The 15,394-nt window shown below is 72.9% G+C and carries 14 protein-coding genes; 9 read left to right on the forward strand and 5 right to left on the reverse strand.

All coding sequences use genetic code 11. The annotated features are described in order from the left end of the window. The first annotated feature begins 49 nt into the window (after positions 1-49). Positions 50-895, forward strand: a complete 846-nt coding sequence (locus QE410_RS01845; RefSeq protein ID WP_307327156.1) for a transglutaminase family protein — start codon at positions 50-52, stop codon at positions 893-895. 56 nt (positions 896-951) lie between these two features. After that, entirely contained in the window at positions 952-2,208 is a 1,257-nt protein-coding gene (locus QE410_RS01850; protein ID WP_307327158.1) for an alpha-hydroxy acid oxidase, read from the forward strand. 171 nt (positions 2,209-2,379) lie between these two features. Here the strand turns inward: QE410_RS01850 and QE410_RS01855 are convergent, their stop codons facing one another. The 4 genes from QE410_RS01855 to QE410_RS01870 all read right to left on the reverse strand — a co-directional run bounded on the left by QE410_RS01855 (position 2,380) and on the right by QE410_RS01870 (position 6,059). Then, complete coding sequence (locus tag QE410_RS01855) at positions 2,380-3,387, reverse strand: hypothetical protein (protein ID WP_307327160.1); 1,008 nt, start codon at positions 3,385-3,387, stop codon at positions 2,380-2,382. Positions 3,388-3,390: 3 nt separating this feature from the next. Further along, entirely contained in the window at positions 3,391-3,981 is a 591-nt protein-coding gene (locus QE410_RS01860; RefSeq protein ID WP_307327162.1) for a TasA family protein, read from the reverse strand. Between the two features lie 246 nt (positions 3,982-4,227). After that, complete coding sequence (locus QE410_RS01865; protein ID WP_307334293.1) at positions 4,228-5,589, reverse strand: MFS transporter; 1,362 nt, start codon at positions 5,587-5,589, stop codon at positions 4,228-4,230. 8 nt (positions 5,590-5,597) lie between these two features. Beyond that, positions 5,598-6,059 carry a MarR family winged helix-turn-helix transcriptional regulator gene (locus tag QE410_RS01870; RefSeq protein WP_307327164.1) on the reverse strand — a complete coding sequence of 154 codons (462 nt, stop codon included), beginning with the start codon at positions 6,057-6,059 and terminating at the stop codon, positions 5,598-5,600. Positions 6,060-6,196: 137 nt separating this feature from the next. On the opposite strand from QE410_RS01870, the gene QE410_RS01875 reads away from it, so the two are divergent. Beyond that, complete coding sequence (locus QE410_RS01875) at positions 6,197-7,045, forward strand: alpha/beta fold hydrolase (RefSeq protein ID WP_307327166.1); 849 nt, start codon at positions 6,197-6,199, stop codon at positions 7,043-7,045. 106 nt (positions 7,046-7,151) lie between these two features. On the opposite strand, the gene QE410_RS01880 is transcribed toward QE410_RS01875, so the two are convergent. Then, positions 7,152-7,766, reverse strand: coding sequence for a hypothetical protein (locus tag QE410_RS01880; RefSeq protein WP_307327168.1), 615 nt, complete (start codon positions 7,764-7,766; stop codon positions 7,152-7,154). 103 nt (positions 7,767-7,869) lie between these two features. Between QE410_RS01880 and QE410_RS01885 the strand changes: the two genes are divergently transcribed. Genes QE410_RS01885 through QE410_RS01910 form a run of 6 tightly spaced genes read left to right on the forward strand, consistent with a single transcriptional unit; the run spans position 7,870 to position 15,072 of the window. Then, entirely contained in the window at positions 7,870-8,505 is a 636-nt protein-coding gene (locus tag QE410_RS01885; protein WP_307327170.1) for an inositol-3-phosphate synthase, read from the forward strand. Next, positions 8,502-9,368 (forward strand): SCO3242 family prenyltransferase, encoded by an 867-nt coding sequence (locus tag QE410_RS01890; protein WP_307327173.1) that lies wholly within the window; start codon positions 8,502-8,504, stop codon positions 9,366-9,368. Before QE410_RS01885 ends, QE410_RS01890 begins: the two co-directional genes overlap by 4 nt. Beyond that, on the forward strand, positions 9,365-11,359 hold the full coding sequence (locus QE410_RS01895; RefSeq protein WP_307327175.1) for an EboA domain-containing protein: 1,995 nt from the start codon (positions 9,365-9,367) through the stop codon (positions 11,357-11,359). Before QE410_RS01890 ends, QE410_RS01895 begins: the two co-directional genes overlap by 4 nt. A gap of 1 nt (position 11,360) precedes the next feature. Beyond that, positions 11,361-12,278 carry a TatD family hydrolase gene (locus QE410_RS01900; RefSeq protein WP_307327178.1) on the forward strand — a complete coding sequence of 306 codons (918 nt, stop codon included), beginning with the start codon at positions 11,361-11,363 and terminating at the stop codon, positions 12,276-12,278. Further along, a complete protein-coding gene (gene eboE / locus QE410_RS01905) occupies positions 12,278-13,693 on the forward strand; it encodes a metabolite traffic protein EboE (RefSeq protein ID WP_307327179.1) in 1,416 nt (471 codons plus the stop codon). Before QE410_RS01900 ends, eboE begins: the two co-directional genes overlap by 1 nt. Then, on the forward strand, positions 13,690-15,072 hold the full coding sequence (locus QE410_RS01910; protein WP_307327181.1) for a nucleotide pyrophosphatase/phosphodiesterase family protein: 1,383 nt from the start codon (positions 13,690-13,692) through the stop codon (positions 15,070-15,072). Before eboE ends, QE410_RS01910 begins: the two co-directional genes overlap by 4 nt. Positions 15,073-15,394: the final 322 nt, after the last annotated feature.

A 15,394-nucleotide genomic window follows, 5' to 3' on the forward strand; every position in this document is an offset into this window, starting at 1 on the left:
GACAGGCTCAGGGACCCTCGGCGCGACGCCAGGGTGAAGGGAACGTGCGATGAAGCGTCTGCGCATCGAGCACCAGACCGGTTTCGTCTACCCGGGCGACGTCTCGGCGTCGTACAACGAGGCCCGGATGCTGCCGCACTCGACGGAGAGCCAGTTCGTGCTGAGCTCGTCGCTCGACATCGAACCGTCGACCTCGGTCAATCAGTACGTCGACTATTTCGGCACGCGGGTCGCGGCGTTCGACGTGTTGTCGCCGCACTCGGCGCTGATGATCACCGCCCGTTCGCTCGTAGAGGTGCGCCCGCGCCCGATCGAGCACACCGACATCACGTGGGAGCAGCTCGCTGCGGAGGCCGCTCGCTCGATCGCGACCGTCGAGCAGCTCACGCAGACGCGCCGCACGGCCCCGCACCCGGAGGTCGCCGAGCTCGCCCGCTCGATCGCCGCGCAGCACGATCGTCCGGGTCCCGCGGCGCACGCCATCGCCGAGGCGATCGGGGATGCCATCGACTACATGCAGGGCGTGACCGGGGTGCATTCGACCGCCGTCGACGCGTGGGAGGCGCGCAAGGGCGTCTGCCAGGACATCGCCCACATCGCCATCGGCGCGCTTCGCGAGGTCGGCATCCCGGCCCGGTACGTCTCGGGGTATCTGCACCCGAAGCCCTCCGCCGAGGTCGGCGAGGCCGTGACCGGCGAGTCGCACGCATGGGTGGAGTGGTTCGCCGGCGACTGGCAGGGCTTCGACCCGACGAACAACATCGAGATCGGCGACCGCCACGTGCTCGTGGGCCGGGGCCGCGATTACAACGACGTGCCGCCGCTTCGCGGGGTGTACGCCGGTCCCGGTCGCAGCAACCTCAAGGTGAAGGTGACGATCACGCGCGAGACGTAGCGGGAGGGCGGCGTGCGGTTCTACGATGTGGTCAGACCACACGAAAGCGAGAACCCATGGTTCAGCGTCAGCTCCCCAAGGTCGGCGAGCTCCTCGAGCTCATGCAGTTCAAGAAGCCCGAGCTCGACGCGCGAACGCGTCGCCTCGATGCCGCCCTGACGATCGGCGACCTCCGCACGATCGCGAAGCGGCGCACCCCGAAAGCGGCCTTCGACTACACCGACGGTGCGGCCGAGGGCGAGTTGTCGCTCGCCCGCGCCCGCCGCGCGTTCGAAGACGTGGAGTTCCACCCCGACATCCTGCGCCCGGCAGCCGACGTCGACACCTCGTGCGAGATCCTCGGGGGGCCCTCGGCTCTGCCGTTCGGCATCGCGCCCACCGGGTTCACGCGTCTGATGCAGACCGAGGGCGAGACCGCCGGAGCGTCCGCGGCGGCGGCCGCCGGCATCCCGTTCACCCTGTCGACGCTCGGGACCACCTCGATCGAAGACGTCAAGGCGGCCAATCCGCACGGGCGCAACTGGTTCCAGTTGTACGTCATGAAGGACCGCAGCATCTCGTACGGTCTGGTCGAGCGCGCGGCGCAGGCGGGCTTCGACACGCTGCAGTTCACCGTCGACACCCCCATCGCCGGGGCACGACTGCGCGACAAGCGCAACGGGTTCTCGATCCCGCCGCAGCTGACGGTCGGCACGATCGTCGACGCGATCCCGCGCCCGTGGTGGTGGATCGACTTCCTCACCACGCCCAAGCTCGAATTCGCCTCTCTCAGCACCACCGGCGGCACCGTCGGCGAGCTGTTGAACGCGGCGATGGACCCCACGATCAGCTACGACGACCTCGACGTCATCCGCGGCATGTGGCCGGGCAAGATCGTCGTCAAGGGCGTGCAGAACGTGCAGGATGCCGTCCGCCTCATCGACCGGGGCGTCGACGGCATCGTGCTGTCGAACCACGGCGGCCGTCAGCTCGACCGCGCGCCGGTCCCGTTCCACCTGCTGCCGAAGGTCGTGCGCGAGGTGGGTGAGGACGCCACGGTGATGGTCGACACCGGCATCATGAACGGCGCCGACATCGTGGCATCCATCGCCCTGGGGGCGACGTTCACCCTCATCGGGCGGGCGTACCTCTACGGTCTGATGGCCGGCGGGCGTCAGGGTGTCGATCGCACGATCGCGATCCTGCGCAGCGAGATCGAGCGCACGATGACGCTGCTCGGGGTGTCGTCGCTCGCGGAGCTCGAGCCGCGGCATGTCACGCAACTCACGCGGCTGGTGCCGGTAGACGGCTCGGCGGTCGACGCGCGAGCGTAGGCGGTCAGGCCGAGGCGCACCCTGACCGCAGCGGCGGGCGCCGGCGCCCGCGGAGACCGACCACTCGGCGTCAGCTCAGCCGGCGTGCGAGCTGTGCGGCCGGTGCCGGCTGAGTGCATGCCCGGCGATCTGCCTCTCATCGGCGCCGTCCGCGCGTTCGCGGGGGAGGGGTCAGCGACAGTACGGTCGGCCGAATCCGAGGAGCGCTCCGCCGATGCGAACCGACTCCGACGACAGCGCGGACCAGGTCGACCCGACGTGGGCCCGGATCGTGACCGTCGACGTGCTGAACAGCGAGTACCACCCGCTCGGGACGCGGGCGGAGCGGCTCTCGGGTGGGAGGTCGGTCAGCACGACGCGGCCGTCGACGAGCATGTCGAAGCTCCGCGCCGGCCAGCCGTCGTAGCGCCACGAGACCGTCGCGCTCGAGAAGAGGCCGTCGGAGCACGTCAGCGACCAGGGAGGCGTGACGCGCCCCGCCGTGACGAAACCCCGCGCCCCCGCGACAGCGCTCAACGCCGCGTGACTCGGTGTCGCCAGGGCGACCATCGCCGCAGTGACCAGTGCCGCGAGGCTGAGGGCCCAGGTGCGCGGTCGCCTGCGCGCGGCATCCGTTGCTGCCGGAGAGCCGCCGGTCGCGGGCTTCGCGAAGCGCCCCTCGCCGTCGGCGTCCCCGTCGGGGCGCGTCTCGTCGTCGTCGATGCCTCGGCGCAGTGCGAGGGCGAGGCACGCGGCGAAGCCGACGACGCTCAGGGTGAGCGGCACGGCATCCCCGCTTCGGAGCCACACGATCGGCAGCCCGACGAAGGGCACGCGCAGCACCCCGACGCCGCGGACGGCGTCGGGGTGCACGGGCGAACTGTCGGGCGCGGTATTCGCGTCACCCTTCGTGACGAGCGAGCCGTCGCCGTCGAAGCCCGTCACGCGGTGCAGGCGCAGGCGGTCGGGCCAGTCCGGGTCGGTCGCCAGCGCGACGCGACCGGGAACGAGGGCGTCGCGGTCGACCGGCCGCGCGACCACCACATCGCCCACCTCGATGGCCGGGGCCATCGAGGCCGTCATCACGGTGGTCGGCACCCACCCCACGGCGACGGGTGCCGCCGCCCAGAAGGTCAGGGCGGCGACCAGGGTCACACATGCCCGCGCGGTCGCGACCGCGACGAGAAGGGTGAGGCGCACCGATCAGCTGTTCTGCGCTTCCCACACGAACGACGTCGATGCGGTGCCGCCCTGCACGCTGTTGGGGGCGTCGTCGACGAGCTTCCAGGTGAGGCGGAACGTGCGCGTCTCGGCAGCGGCGCCCGTCGGGCTCCAGGTCGCGAGCCCGGTCGCGAATGACGAGTGCGCGGCGCCGAAGCCCGCGAGGCGACCGTCGAAGACCGTCTTCTCGGCGGTGAAGCCCGCGCAGCTGCCGTATCCGCCGCCGGTTCCCTGTTCGACGGTGAGCACGAGGTGATCGGCCAGGCTCGCCGTCGACTGCGGGTCGCCCGCGTAGAGGCGCACCTGCGAGGCGAGGGAGCCGGTCGAGGTGACGGCGATGCAGTTCACGCCGCCGTCGCCGGGCTTGGCGTTGGGGACGGTGAACAGCGCGCGGCCGGTGGCGTCGTCGGCGAGGTCGACGCTGCCGGCGCGCCACGTGTTCTGCTCGTTCGCGGTGGTGTCGGAGAAGGCGGCGTACGAGCTGGTCGAGACGAGCACGCCGGCCGCGATGACGGCGGCGGGAAGGGCGATCGCGGTGGTGATGCGAGAGGAACGACGAGTGAGCGTGGGCATGCGGATCTCCCCCTGAGATCGGTGTGCGGAACGGACACCTGCACAGTAGGGAAACCCGCCCGCGGAGCGCGTGGCGGCGGTGGGGCTTGACATCCGCGCGCCGCTTTGGTTTCCATTCACGCGAATCGAACGCGATCGGGGCTGCGGGGCGCGGCGTTCGGTGTGCGCCGCATCACGCCCCGAGCGGCGAGATGCGCCCCGACCCGGTCCTACGCCCGGGCGGGACGCAACCCCGGCGGGTACCGCTCAGGCGCCGTGTCGCGGGCGGTGCACCGGGCGCGACGCGCGCTCGCCGGGCGGCAGGGGGATCGGTGTCGTGCCGGCGATCTCGTCGCTGAAGTCCTCGGGCTCCGGCGGGATCGTCGGCAAAGGCCGCGTCTCGTCGACGGTCAGGCGGAACCGCTTCGTCTCGTGGCGGTGCACCCGGCCCGACGCCAGGGTCCACGAGGCGCCGATGCCGCACGCGATCAGGGCGACCACGGCCGCGAGCCCGATGGCCGTGCGCGGGCCGAACTCCGCCGCCACGGCGCCGACGATCGGAGCCCCGACGGGTGTGCCGCCGAGCAGGATCGCCATGTACAGCGCGATCACCCGTCCGCGAAGCGCCGGATCGGTCGTCGTCTGCACGTACCCGTTGGCGGTGGTGAGTGTCGTGACCACGCAGAAGCCCGTCAGCACGAGAGTGGCGGCGTACGTCTCGTACCCGGGTGCGACCACCGACAGGGCGGATGCCACGGCGAAGCCGCCCGTGCCCACGATGACCACGCGCATGCGCGCGCGTTCGCGGCGCGCGGCGAGCAGGGCGCCGGCGAGGGAGCCGATCGCGACGAAGGAGCTGAGCAGCCCGAAACCGTCGGCGCCGCGACCGAACTCGAGGGCCATCGTCGAGGCGAAGATCGGGAAGTTCATGCCGAAGGCGCCCAGAAGGAACACCATGACGAAGATGACGACCAGGTCGGGGCGGCGCGCGACGTAGCGGAAGCCGTCGGCGAGCCGGGCGGGGCCGTTCCGCCGAACGCGGGCCACCAGTTCGTGCGGGCGCATGATCAGCAGTGCGCCGAGCATGGCGAGGAAGGTCACGGCGTTGACGAGGAAGACCCACCCGGTGCCGATGAGAACGATCATGACGCCGGCGACCGCGGGACCGATGAGCCGGGCGGTGTTGAAGGAGGCGGCGTTGAGGGCCACGGCGTTGGAGGCGTTCTGCTGCGACACCAGGTCGGAGACGAAGGCCTGGCGCGCCGGGTTGTCGAACGCGGTCGCGACCCCGAGCGCCAGCGCGAAACCGTACATGAGCGGGAGCGTCATCACGCCGGTCAGAAGCAGGATGCCGAGCGCGAGGGCCAGCAGCAGCAGCGCGCCCTGCGTGCACATGATGAGCCGCCGACGGTCGAAGCGGTCGGCCACCCAGCCGGTGACCCCGACCAGCAACAGGGGAGGGGCGAACTGCAGGGCCATCGTGACGCCCATGGCGGCGGCGTCGTTGTCGGTGAGCTGCGTGAGCACCACCCAGTTCTGGGCGGTGGCCTGCATCCAGGCGCCGACATTGGAGACGAGGGCTCCGATGAACCAGACGCGGTAGTTGAAGATCGACAGCGACCGGAACATCGAGGAGCTCACCTGTCGGCCACCTTCCTCATGATCTGGGCCGCGCGGGCCAGTGTGTCGCGTTCGTCGGGGGTCAGTTCGGCCAGGGCCTCCTCGACGAAGGCGTCGCGCCGGCGGACGGTCTCGTCGACGATCGTGCGACCGAAGTCGGTGAGGTCGATGCTGACGCGGCGGCGGTCGGTCGCATCCGGGATGCGTGTGATGTAACCCGCTTCTTCGAGGAGCGACACCGTGCGGTTCATCGACGGCGCGGTGACGCGCTCACGATCAGCCAGTTGGCCGAGCGTGTGCGCGCCATGCACCGTGAGGGCGGCGAGGACGGCGAACTGCCCGTCGCTCATGGTGTCGACGGCTCGCTGGGCCCGGAGGCGGCGAGCCAGTCGGAACGTCGCCATGCGCAGCTCGGAAGCCGCGGCGCTGAAATCATGACTGTTGTCGGTGAGGGGGGATTCGTCGACGCGGTCGTTCATGTTCCTGACCATTAGCGTAACTCATTAGTCACGCTAACGGTCAGGATGCCGCGCCCCCGGCTCACGCGGCGCGCCGTCACGTGGGTCCGGTGCCCGAACCGGCGGGGTACCAAGACCGCCGGTCGTACACTCGCCCCATGCCCGAGTTCACCGACGCCTACGGCATCCCGATCGTCTACGACGTGCACGCGGCGGCGGAGCCGCGCGCGGTGGTGCAGCTGCTGCACGGGGTGGGAGAGCACGCCGGCCGCTACGGGGCTCTGATCGAGACGCTCGTCGCCGACGGCTACACCGTCTATGCCGACGATCACCGCGGCCACGGGCGCACGGGTCTGCGCCAGTGGGGCGGCGACCGCCGCAAGCTCGGTCGTCTCGGCCCCGGCGGGCTAAGGGCGGCGCGCGACGCCGTGTGGACGCTCACGCAGCGCATCCGCGACGAGAACCCCGGCCTGCCGCTCGTGCTCATCGGGCAGTCGTGGGGCTCGTTCCTCGCGCAGATGCTGCTCGATCGGCATCCCGAGGCCTACGACGCCGTCGTGCTGGCCGGGTCGGCCCTGCGGTGGCCGGGCGCGTTGAACGCGGGCGACCTCAACGCCCCCTGGAAGCACGAGCGGGGCTCGGGCATGGAATGGCTGTCGAGCGACGAGCGGGTGGGCCGCGACTTCGTCGCCGATCCCCTGACCACCACCACGCCGATCCTGCGACTGTTCGGCCCGATCGAGACGCTGAAGCTGGCGGGCCGCCCGCGCCGCGACCTTGGCCGCGACGTGCCGGTGCTGCTCCTGGTGGGTCGCGACGACACCGTCGGCGGCCCGCGCAGCGTGCATCGCCTCGCCGACGCCTACCGCGAGCGTGCCGGTCTGACCGATGTGACGACACAGGTGTACCCGGGGGCGCGGCACGAGCTGTTCAACGAGGTGCAGCAGGCCGACGTGCGCGCCGACCTGCTCGCGTGGCTCGACAAGCGCCTGCCCGTGCGGGGTTGAGCGGCGCCTCATCGGGCGCCGAGTCGGAACACGCCCGAGCTTCGCGCACTTAATGTGCGTTCCGGCTCCACCTTTTGGTTGCCAAGCCGCAAAAGCCTGGGTACTGTCAGGAGCACTGGAACACCTCGACGACGAGACCCGTCCCGAAACACCCCGAACCGCCCGCCATCCCCCTGCAGCGCGCTCTCCCACGGCCCGACCGGCCGATCGATGGCGCGCGCCCGGATGGCTCATCCCTCAATGAAGAACGGATCCCCGCGTGAACACCTCGGACACCCCCTCCACCGCCGACGTCGGAGCCTGGTTCATCGGCGCCCGCGGGTCGCTCGCCACGACGGCGACCATCGGCATCCACGCGCTCGCCCTCGGAGCCGCCTCGCCGATCGGCCTCACCACCGAGACCGATGCGGTGCGCGTCGAGGAGTTCCCCGCCATCGACGAGATCGTCGTCGGCGGTCACGACATCGCCGCGACCCCCCTCGAGCAGCGCGCCGAGCAGCTCGCCGCGGGCGGCATGTTCCCCGCGGCCCTCGTCGACGCCGTGCGCGAGAGCCTGCGCGCCACCGAGCAGAACCTGCGGCCCGTCCCGACGCGCACCACCACCCAGCAGGAGGAGATCGACCTGATGGCCGCCGACATCGCGGACTTCCGCGATCGGCACGGCCTGCGCGAGGTCGTCGTGATCGACGTGTCGTCGACCGAACCCCTCCCGCCCTACCACCCCGGCTTCGAAGACGACGACCTGCTGCAGACCGCACTCACGACCCCCGGCGTCCGGGTGCTGCCTCCGAGCTCGCGCGCCGCCCTCGCGGCCATCGCGGCCGGTGCCGCCTACGCGGCCTTCACCCCCTCGGCATCCCTCAACCTCCCCGTGCTGCGCGAACGCGCCGAGCGCGCGGGCATCGCCTACGCCGGGCAGGACGGCAAGACGGGCGAGACGCTGCTGCGCACGGTGCTCGCGCCCATGTTCGCCCGCGCGCGGCTTCCGCGTACAGTCCTGGGCCGGGACGAACCTGCTCGGCGGTGGCGACGGCGCCACCCTCGCCGACCCCGAAGCGGTGCGGTCCAAGCTCGTGTCGAAGAACCGCGGATTGCACGCCCTCGTCGGCGACGACGTCGTCGCGCCCCTGCACATCGACAACGTGCCCGACCTCGGCGACGTCAAGACCGCGTGGGACCACGTCAGCGCCACCGGCTTCCTCGGCAGCCGTGTCACGCTGCAGACCACGTGGAGCGCGTACGACTCCGCGCTGGCCGCGCCCCTGGTGATCGACCTCGTGCGCTCGCTGTCGCTGGCCACCCGCGCCGGACACGCCGGAGTCGTCGCCGCCCTCGGCTGCTTCTTCAAAGACCCGTGGGGCAGCGACGTGCACGCCTTCGGCGAGCAGACCGCGCAGTACGTCTCATGGGTGCACGACACAGCGGCCGCGGTGGCGGCGGCGCGGGTCGCCGCACCGTGACGCGCGTCGCGGACTACCTCGACCTCGTCCGCGCTCCGGCGTCGCTGACCGTCCTCGGCGATGCGCTCGTCGGCGCTCTCAGCGCCCGCCGCCCCGGTCGCGAGTCGCTCGCGTGCACCGGTGCGCTCGCGACGTCGTCGGTGTGCCTGTACAGCGCCGGCATGGCGCTGAACGACTGGGCGGATGCCGATCTCGACGCGCTCGAGCGACCGGAGCGCCCGATTCCGTCGGGGCGGATCACGCGCTCGCGCGCGCTCGCCGTCGGCGCGGGGCTCACGGTCGTCGGCGTGGGGTCGGCGTTCGCCGCCGGGCGCGCCTCGGGAGCGGTCTCGCTCGCTCTCGCGGGCGCACTGTGGGCGTACGACCTCGTGTTCAAGTCCACCGCCGCCGGCCCCGTGGTCATGGCGGTGTGCCGCGGACTCGACGTGATGATGGGGGCGTCAGGGCCCGGGTGGCGCGGCGCCCTCCTGCCCGCGAGCGCGGTGGCCGTTCACACCATCGCCGTCACCGCCGTCTCGCGCGGCGAGGTCGACGGGTCCACCCGCGTGACGGGCGGCGCCGCCGTCGCCGCGAGCGTGGCCGTGGCGGCATCCGCTCTCGCCGGCTCCGGCGACCGCGCGGCCGCGGCCCTCGGCGGCGCGCGCTACCTGTCCGCCGTGCTGCCGGGCTACCTCGCCGTCGCGGACGATGCCGGCGCCGCCAACGCGAGGAACGCGACCCGCGCCGGCATCCGCGCCGTCGTCCCCCTGCAGTCGGCGCTGGCCGCGCGTGCGGGATCGCCCATCGCCACCATTGCCCTGCTCGGCGTCGAGGTCGTCGGCCGCCTGCTCGGGCGCCGCCGCTCGAGAGGAGACATCACATGAACGACGTGCCCTGGAGCATCGGTTACGGAACCAACGGCTTCACCGATCACCCCCTGCCGTCCGCGCTCGACGTGCTGGAGGGCGAGGGGTACACGGCCGTGGCCCTCACGCTCGGTCACCCGCATCTCGACCCGTTCGCGCCCGACTGGCGCGCGCAGACCGAGGCGCTGTCGGCGGATCTGCGCCGGCGGGGCCTGCGCGTGGTCGTCGAGACCGGCGCGCGCTACCTGCTCGATCCCGTGCGCAAGCACCGCCCGACGCTGGTCGACCGCAACGCCGAACCCCGCATGGTGTTCCTGCGCCGCGCGATCGAGATCGCCGCGATCCTCGGCGCCGACTGCGTGTCGCTGTGGAGCGGCGTGCTCCCCGACGACGTGACGCTCGACGCCGCCCGCGTGCTGCTGGACGAGCGCCTGCTCGAACTCACCGGGGTGGCCGCCGCCGCGGGCGTTCCGCTCGCCCTCGAGCCCGAGCCCGGCATGGTCGTCGAGACCGTCGCCGACGCCCTCGCCGTGCGCGCCCGCCTCGGGCACCCCGCGATCCTGGGCATCACCGTCGACCTCGGGCACTGCGTCGTCGTCGAACCCGACGGTGTCGTGGGCGCGCTGCGCGCGGCGGGTGCGCTCCTGCGCAACGTGCAGGCCGACGACATGCTCCCGCACGCGCACGAGCACCTCCCCTTCGGCGAGGGGGCGCTCGACCTGGATGCCGCGCTCGCCGCGCTCCGCGAGCTCGACTACCGCGGTGTCGTCGCCGTCGAGCTGCCCCGTCACGCGCACGCGGCTCCTGCACTGGCCCGCGCGAGCATGGCGGCGCTGACTGCGGCCTCGGCGCGGTCCGCTGCGGCTTCCGGTGCGGCGGTGCCGGCGGTGGGCGGTGCGGTCGCTGGCCCGGCGGTGGGCGGTGCGGTCGCTGGCCCGGCGGGGGGAGGGGATTCGGCGGCGGGAGGAGATCCGGCGACGGGAGGATCGCCCGGGGTCGTGGCATCCTCCCCTCCCGGGGCGTCCTCCCGCGGCGCGGAACGCGTGACGACGGGAGGGCCGGGGGCCGGGGGAGGACCCGATCCGCTCGCTGCGTCCTCCGCTGGCCCCTCGCCCTCCGCTCCTCACGGCGCGAGTGGCGGAACCGACGCGCCCTCCGCTCCTCACGACGCGGGCGGTGGAACCGGGGCGTCCTCTACGCCGGCCGCGGGCCCCCACCCCTGGACCATCCGGGCCGTCGAGCAGGTGCGAAGGGATGCCGCTAGCGCGGCGCGCCTGTTCGCCGCAGCCGGACGCGAGGTCGGACGCGAGCCCCTGACCGCGGAACCGTTCGCGCCGACCGCCGACGACGCCGCCCGCGCCGCGATCATCGCCGCGCTCGCCGACGGCGGTGCCGACCCGGCCGCGGCGGTCGCGCTGTACCGGCGCGGGGATGACGCCGAGCGTCGCGGCGTGCTGCGTGGCCTCGACGCGATCGCCGATCCGACGCCCGCGTGGCGCGACGCCGGTCTCGATCTCGTGCTCGACGCCCTGCGCGCGAACGACACCCGCCTCGTCGCCGCCGCACTCGGCTCCTTCGCCGCAGCGCACCTCGACGACCATGCGTGGCGCCACGGCGTGTTGAAGTGCGTGTTCCTCGGCATCCCGCTCTCGGTGGTCGTGGGGCTCGATGTGCGCACCGACGACGAACTCGCCGCGATGGCCGCGCGCTTCGCAGAGGAGCGCCGCGCCGCCGGACGCACGGTGCCCGACGACCTCGCGCTCATATCGGGCGCCGACGGTGCCGGCCCCGCCCGCGCCACCCCCGCCCCGGACGCCGCAGCCCTGGGCACCGCCACCCCGGGCGCCGCCACCCCGGGCGCCGCCACCCCGGGCGCCGCAGCCCCCACCGCCACCACCGCCCACCCCACCGCCCACCCCACCGCCCCCACCGCCACCACCGCCCCCGCCGGCCACGCCCCCGCCGTGCCTGACGACCTCACCCTCCTCCGCGCTCGTGAAAGGGCCTGACATGCGCATCTTCGATCCCCACATCCACATGACGGCGCGCACCACCGACGACTACGAGGCCATGTACGACGCCGGCGTCCGCGCCCTCGTCGAGCCGGCGTTCTGGCTCGGGCAGCCCCGCACGAGCGTGGGGTCGTTCCTGGACTACTTCGACACCCTGATCGGGTGGGAGAGGTTCCGCGCGGCGCAGTTCGGCATCCGTCATCACTGCACGATCGCGCTGAACCCGAAAGAAGCGAACGATCCCCGCTGTCGCGAGGTCATGCCCGAGCTGCCGCACTACCTCGCCAAAGACGGGGTCGTCGCGGTCGGGGAGACCGGCTACGACTCGATGACACCGGAGGAGGACGAGATCCTCCGCCAGCACCTCGCCCTCGGCATCGAGTTCGCGCTGCCCGTGCTCGTGCACACCCCGCACCGCGACAAGGCCGTCGGCACGCAGCGCACGCTCGACGTGGTGCGCGAGTCCGGCATCCCGATGGAGCATGTGCTGGTCGACCACCTCAACGAGACGTGCGTCGACGCCGTCGCCGACAGCGGAGCGTGGATGGGCTTCTCGATCTACCCCGACACCAAGATGGACGAGCAGCGCGTGGTCGCGATCATGCAGCGCATCGGCCTCGACCGCGTGATCGTCAACTCCGCCGCCGACTGGGGCCGCTCCGACCCGCTGAAGACGGCCAAGACGGGTCTCGCGATGCTCGACGCCGGTTTCACCGACGACGACGTCGATCGCATCCTGTGGCGCAACCCCCGCGACTTCTACGCGCAGAGCGGCCGGGTGAACACCGACCCGATCGAGGGCTTCACCCCGGCGAGCCAGGGGCCCGAGCTGTTCGAGGGCAACTCGGTGCTGCGTGGTATGGCGTCGCGCGGCCCGGCGGCCGCGGCCGAGAGCCCCGCGCCCCAGGGCGTCTGATGCACCTCTCTTATTGCACCAACGTCCACCCCGCCGAAGACCTCCCCGGTATCGTCCGCCAGCTCGACGAGCACGCCGGCCCCGTGCGCCGGGCGGCGGGCCTCGACCGCCTCGGCGTCGGACTGTGGATGCCGGTGGACGTGGCATCCACCCTCGCCGACGACCCGCGGGCCCGCGCGGCGCTCGCCGACGCCCTCGAGCGCAACGGTCTCGAGCTGCGCACGGTGAACGCCTTCCCGTACCGCGGGTTCCACGACGACGTCGTCAAGCTCGCGGTCTACCGTCCCGACTGGACGACGCCCGCGCGCCTCGCGTACACGCTCGACTGCGCACGGGCGCTGGCAGCGCTGTTGCCCGACGGCGCCGAGGGCAGCATCTCGACGCTGCCGCTGGGGTGGCGTGATGGGTGGGATGCCGCGGCCTCCCGCGCCGCGGAGCAGAACCTCGGACGCCTGGTCGAGGGCCTCGCCGCCATCGAGCGCGAGACCGGACGTACCGTGCGGGTGGCGATCGAGCCCGAACCGGGGTGCATCCTCGACGACGTCGCCGACGTCGTGGCGTGGCTGGGCGCGCGCCCGGCGCTCATCGCCGACGGACGGCTCGGGCTGTGCCTCGACACCTGCCACCTCGCGGTGTCGTTCGCCGATCCGGCCGCCGTCGTCGCGGCCGCGACCGCCGCGGGCGTGCGGGTCGTCAAGGTGCAGGCCTCCGTCGCGCTCGAGGTGCCCGACCCCGAAGCCCCCGGCGCCCTCGACGCGCTGCGCCCCTTCGCCGAGGAGCGCTACGTGCACCAGGTGCGCAGCGCCGGCGGCACGCACGCCGCCGACGACCTGCCCGAGCTGCTCGACGCGGACGAGCCGTGGCCCGGCGATCAGGCGTGGCGGGTGCACGTTCACATTCCGCTCCACGCCCGGCCCGCCGCTCCGCTGCGCGCGACGACCGAGGTGCTGCGCGCGGCCGTCGACGCGGTGCTCGCCGCTCCCGGCGGGGCCGATGCGCACCTCGACGTGGAGACGTACACGTGGTCGGTGCTGCCCGCATCGCTGCAGCCCGACACCCTCGCGGACGGCATCGCCGCCGAGCTCCGCTGGGTGCGCGAGCATCTGCCGCACGCGCTGACCGACTCGGCTCCGGATGCCGCGCCGGCGGCGCCCGCGCCCGAGGATCGGGATGCCACGCCGGCGGTGCCCGCGCCTGAGGACCGCGATGCCGCGCCGGCGGCGCCCGCGTCTGAGGACCGGGATGCCACGGGGGCGGTGCCCCTACCCGCGGTTGGGGCTCCCACCGCGGCGGCACCCCCGCGCGGCCGCGAGCTCGCCGGGGTCGCCGCATCCGGTCCCTCCGCGCGGTCGCCGCACGCGAGCGACATCGCCGGGTCTCCGGCATCCGGAATCGACGGCGGGAGCCGCACATGAGCAAGGTCCTTCTCCTCGACATCGTGGGGCTCACCCCGCGGGCGCTCGCGGCGATGCCGCGGTTGAGCGCGCTCGGTCGCCTCGGCGGTCAGGTGGGGCTCGACACGATCCTTCCCGCCGTGACGTGCAGCGTGCAGTCGACCATGCTCACCGGTCTCGCCCCCCGCGAACACGGCATCGTCGGCAACGGTTGGTACTTCCGCGGGCTCGGCGACCCGCTGCTGTGGCGCCAGCACAACAAGCTCGTCGCGGGAGAGAAGGTGTGGGAGACCGCCCGCCGCTCCCGTCCCGAGCTGCGCACGGCGAACCTCGGCTGGTGGTTCGCGATGGGCGCGACCACCGACGTCACCGTGACGCCCCGGCCGATCTATCACGCCGACGGGCGCAAGAGCCCCGACGCGTACGTGCGCCCGGCGGCCCTGCACGATCAGCTCGTCGGCGCGCTGGGGGAGTTCCCGCTGTTCCAGTACTGGGGGCCGACGGCGACGATCCGAAGCAGCGCGTGGCTGACCGAGGCGACCCGTGGCATCATCACCGAACGGTGGGGATCCGCGCCCGACCTGGCGATGGCGTACCTGCCGCACCTCGACTACGACCTGCAGCGCTTCGGACCGAACGGCGCCGAGGCCGATCGCGCCGCCCGCGAGCTCGACGACACCATCGCGCCGCTGCTCGACGACGCCGCCGACCGCGGCTACACGGTCGTCGCGGTGTCGGAGTACGGCATCGAGCAGGCCTCGCGCCCCGTCGACGTCAACCGCGCGCTCCGGCGGGCGGGATTGCTCGAGGTGTACGTGCAGGACGGCCGCGAGCAGCTCGACCCGTGGACCTCGCGCGCCTTCGCCGTCGCCGACCATCAGGTGGCCCACGTCTACGTTCCGGATGCCGCCGACCTCGCGCGAGTCGCCGCGCTGCTGCGGGGGCTCGAGGGCGTCGACGAGGTGCTCGACCGCGAGGCGCAGGCCCGCTACGGGCTCGACCACGAGCGTTCTGGCGATCTGGTCGTCGTGGCCGAGCCGGGCGCGTGGTTCACCTACTACTTCTGGCTCGACGACGCTCGTGCACCCGAGTACGCCCGGGGCGTCGACATCCACCGCAAGCCCGGCTACGACCCCGCCGAGCTGTTCTTCGATCCGGCCGACCGCCTGGCCAAGGCGAAAGCCGGCGTCAACCTGGTCAAGAAGAAGCTGGGCCTGCGGTACGCCATGAGCACGGTGCCGCTGGATCCCCGTTGCGTGCGGGGCACCCACGGTCGCCTGCCGTCGTCGCGTCAGGACGCGCCGATGATCGTGACGAGCGACCCCGGGCTGCTCCCCGACGTCGAGGCGCTGCCCGCCGCGGGCGTGCGCGACCTCGTACTGCGCGGGCTGGGCGTCTGAGCCGTGCCGGGCAGGCCGGGCAGCTGACGCGCGCCGGGCGTGCGTCGAGAACAGGGGATGCCACGGATACAGGCTGATCGTCGCCAGAACGGCCTGTTCTCGTGGCATCCCCTGTTCTGGTGACGCCGCCCACGCCGCGGCGACGGCGAACCGCCGCGTAGGCCCGCCCCGCCCACCCAAAGCGCCGGGGGACCGCTCACGCGCATGCGCCGCGGGCCGCCTGCACAACTCCTGCACATCACTGATGTCGGTACCCCCGAACCCGCTCACGACTGCACCCGCAGGAGTCGTGCGGAACCGGGGCGGGACCCGGGCGCAAGCC

Origin of the sequence: Microbacterium sp. SORGH_AS_1204 (assembly GCF_030818935.1) — a bacterium.
GTDB lineage: Bacteria > Actinomycetota > Actinomycetes > Actinomycetales > Microbacteriaceae > Microbacterium.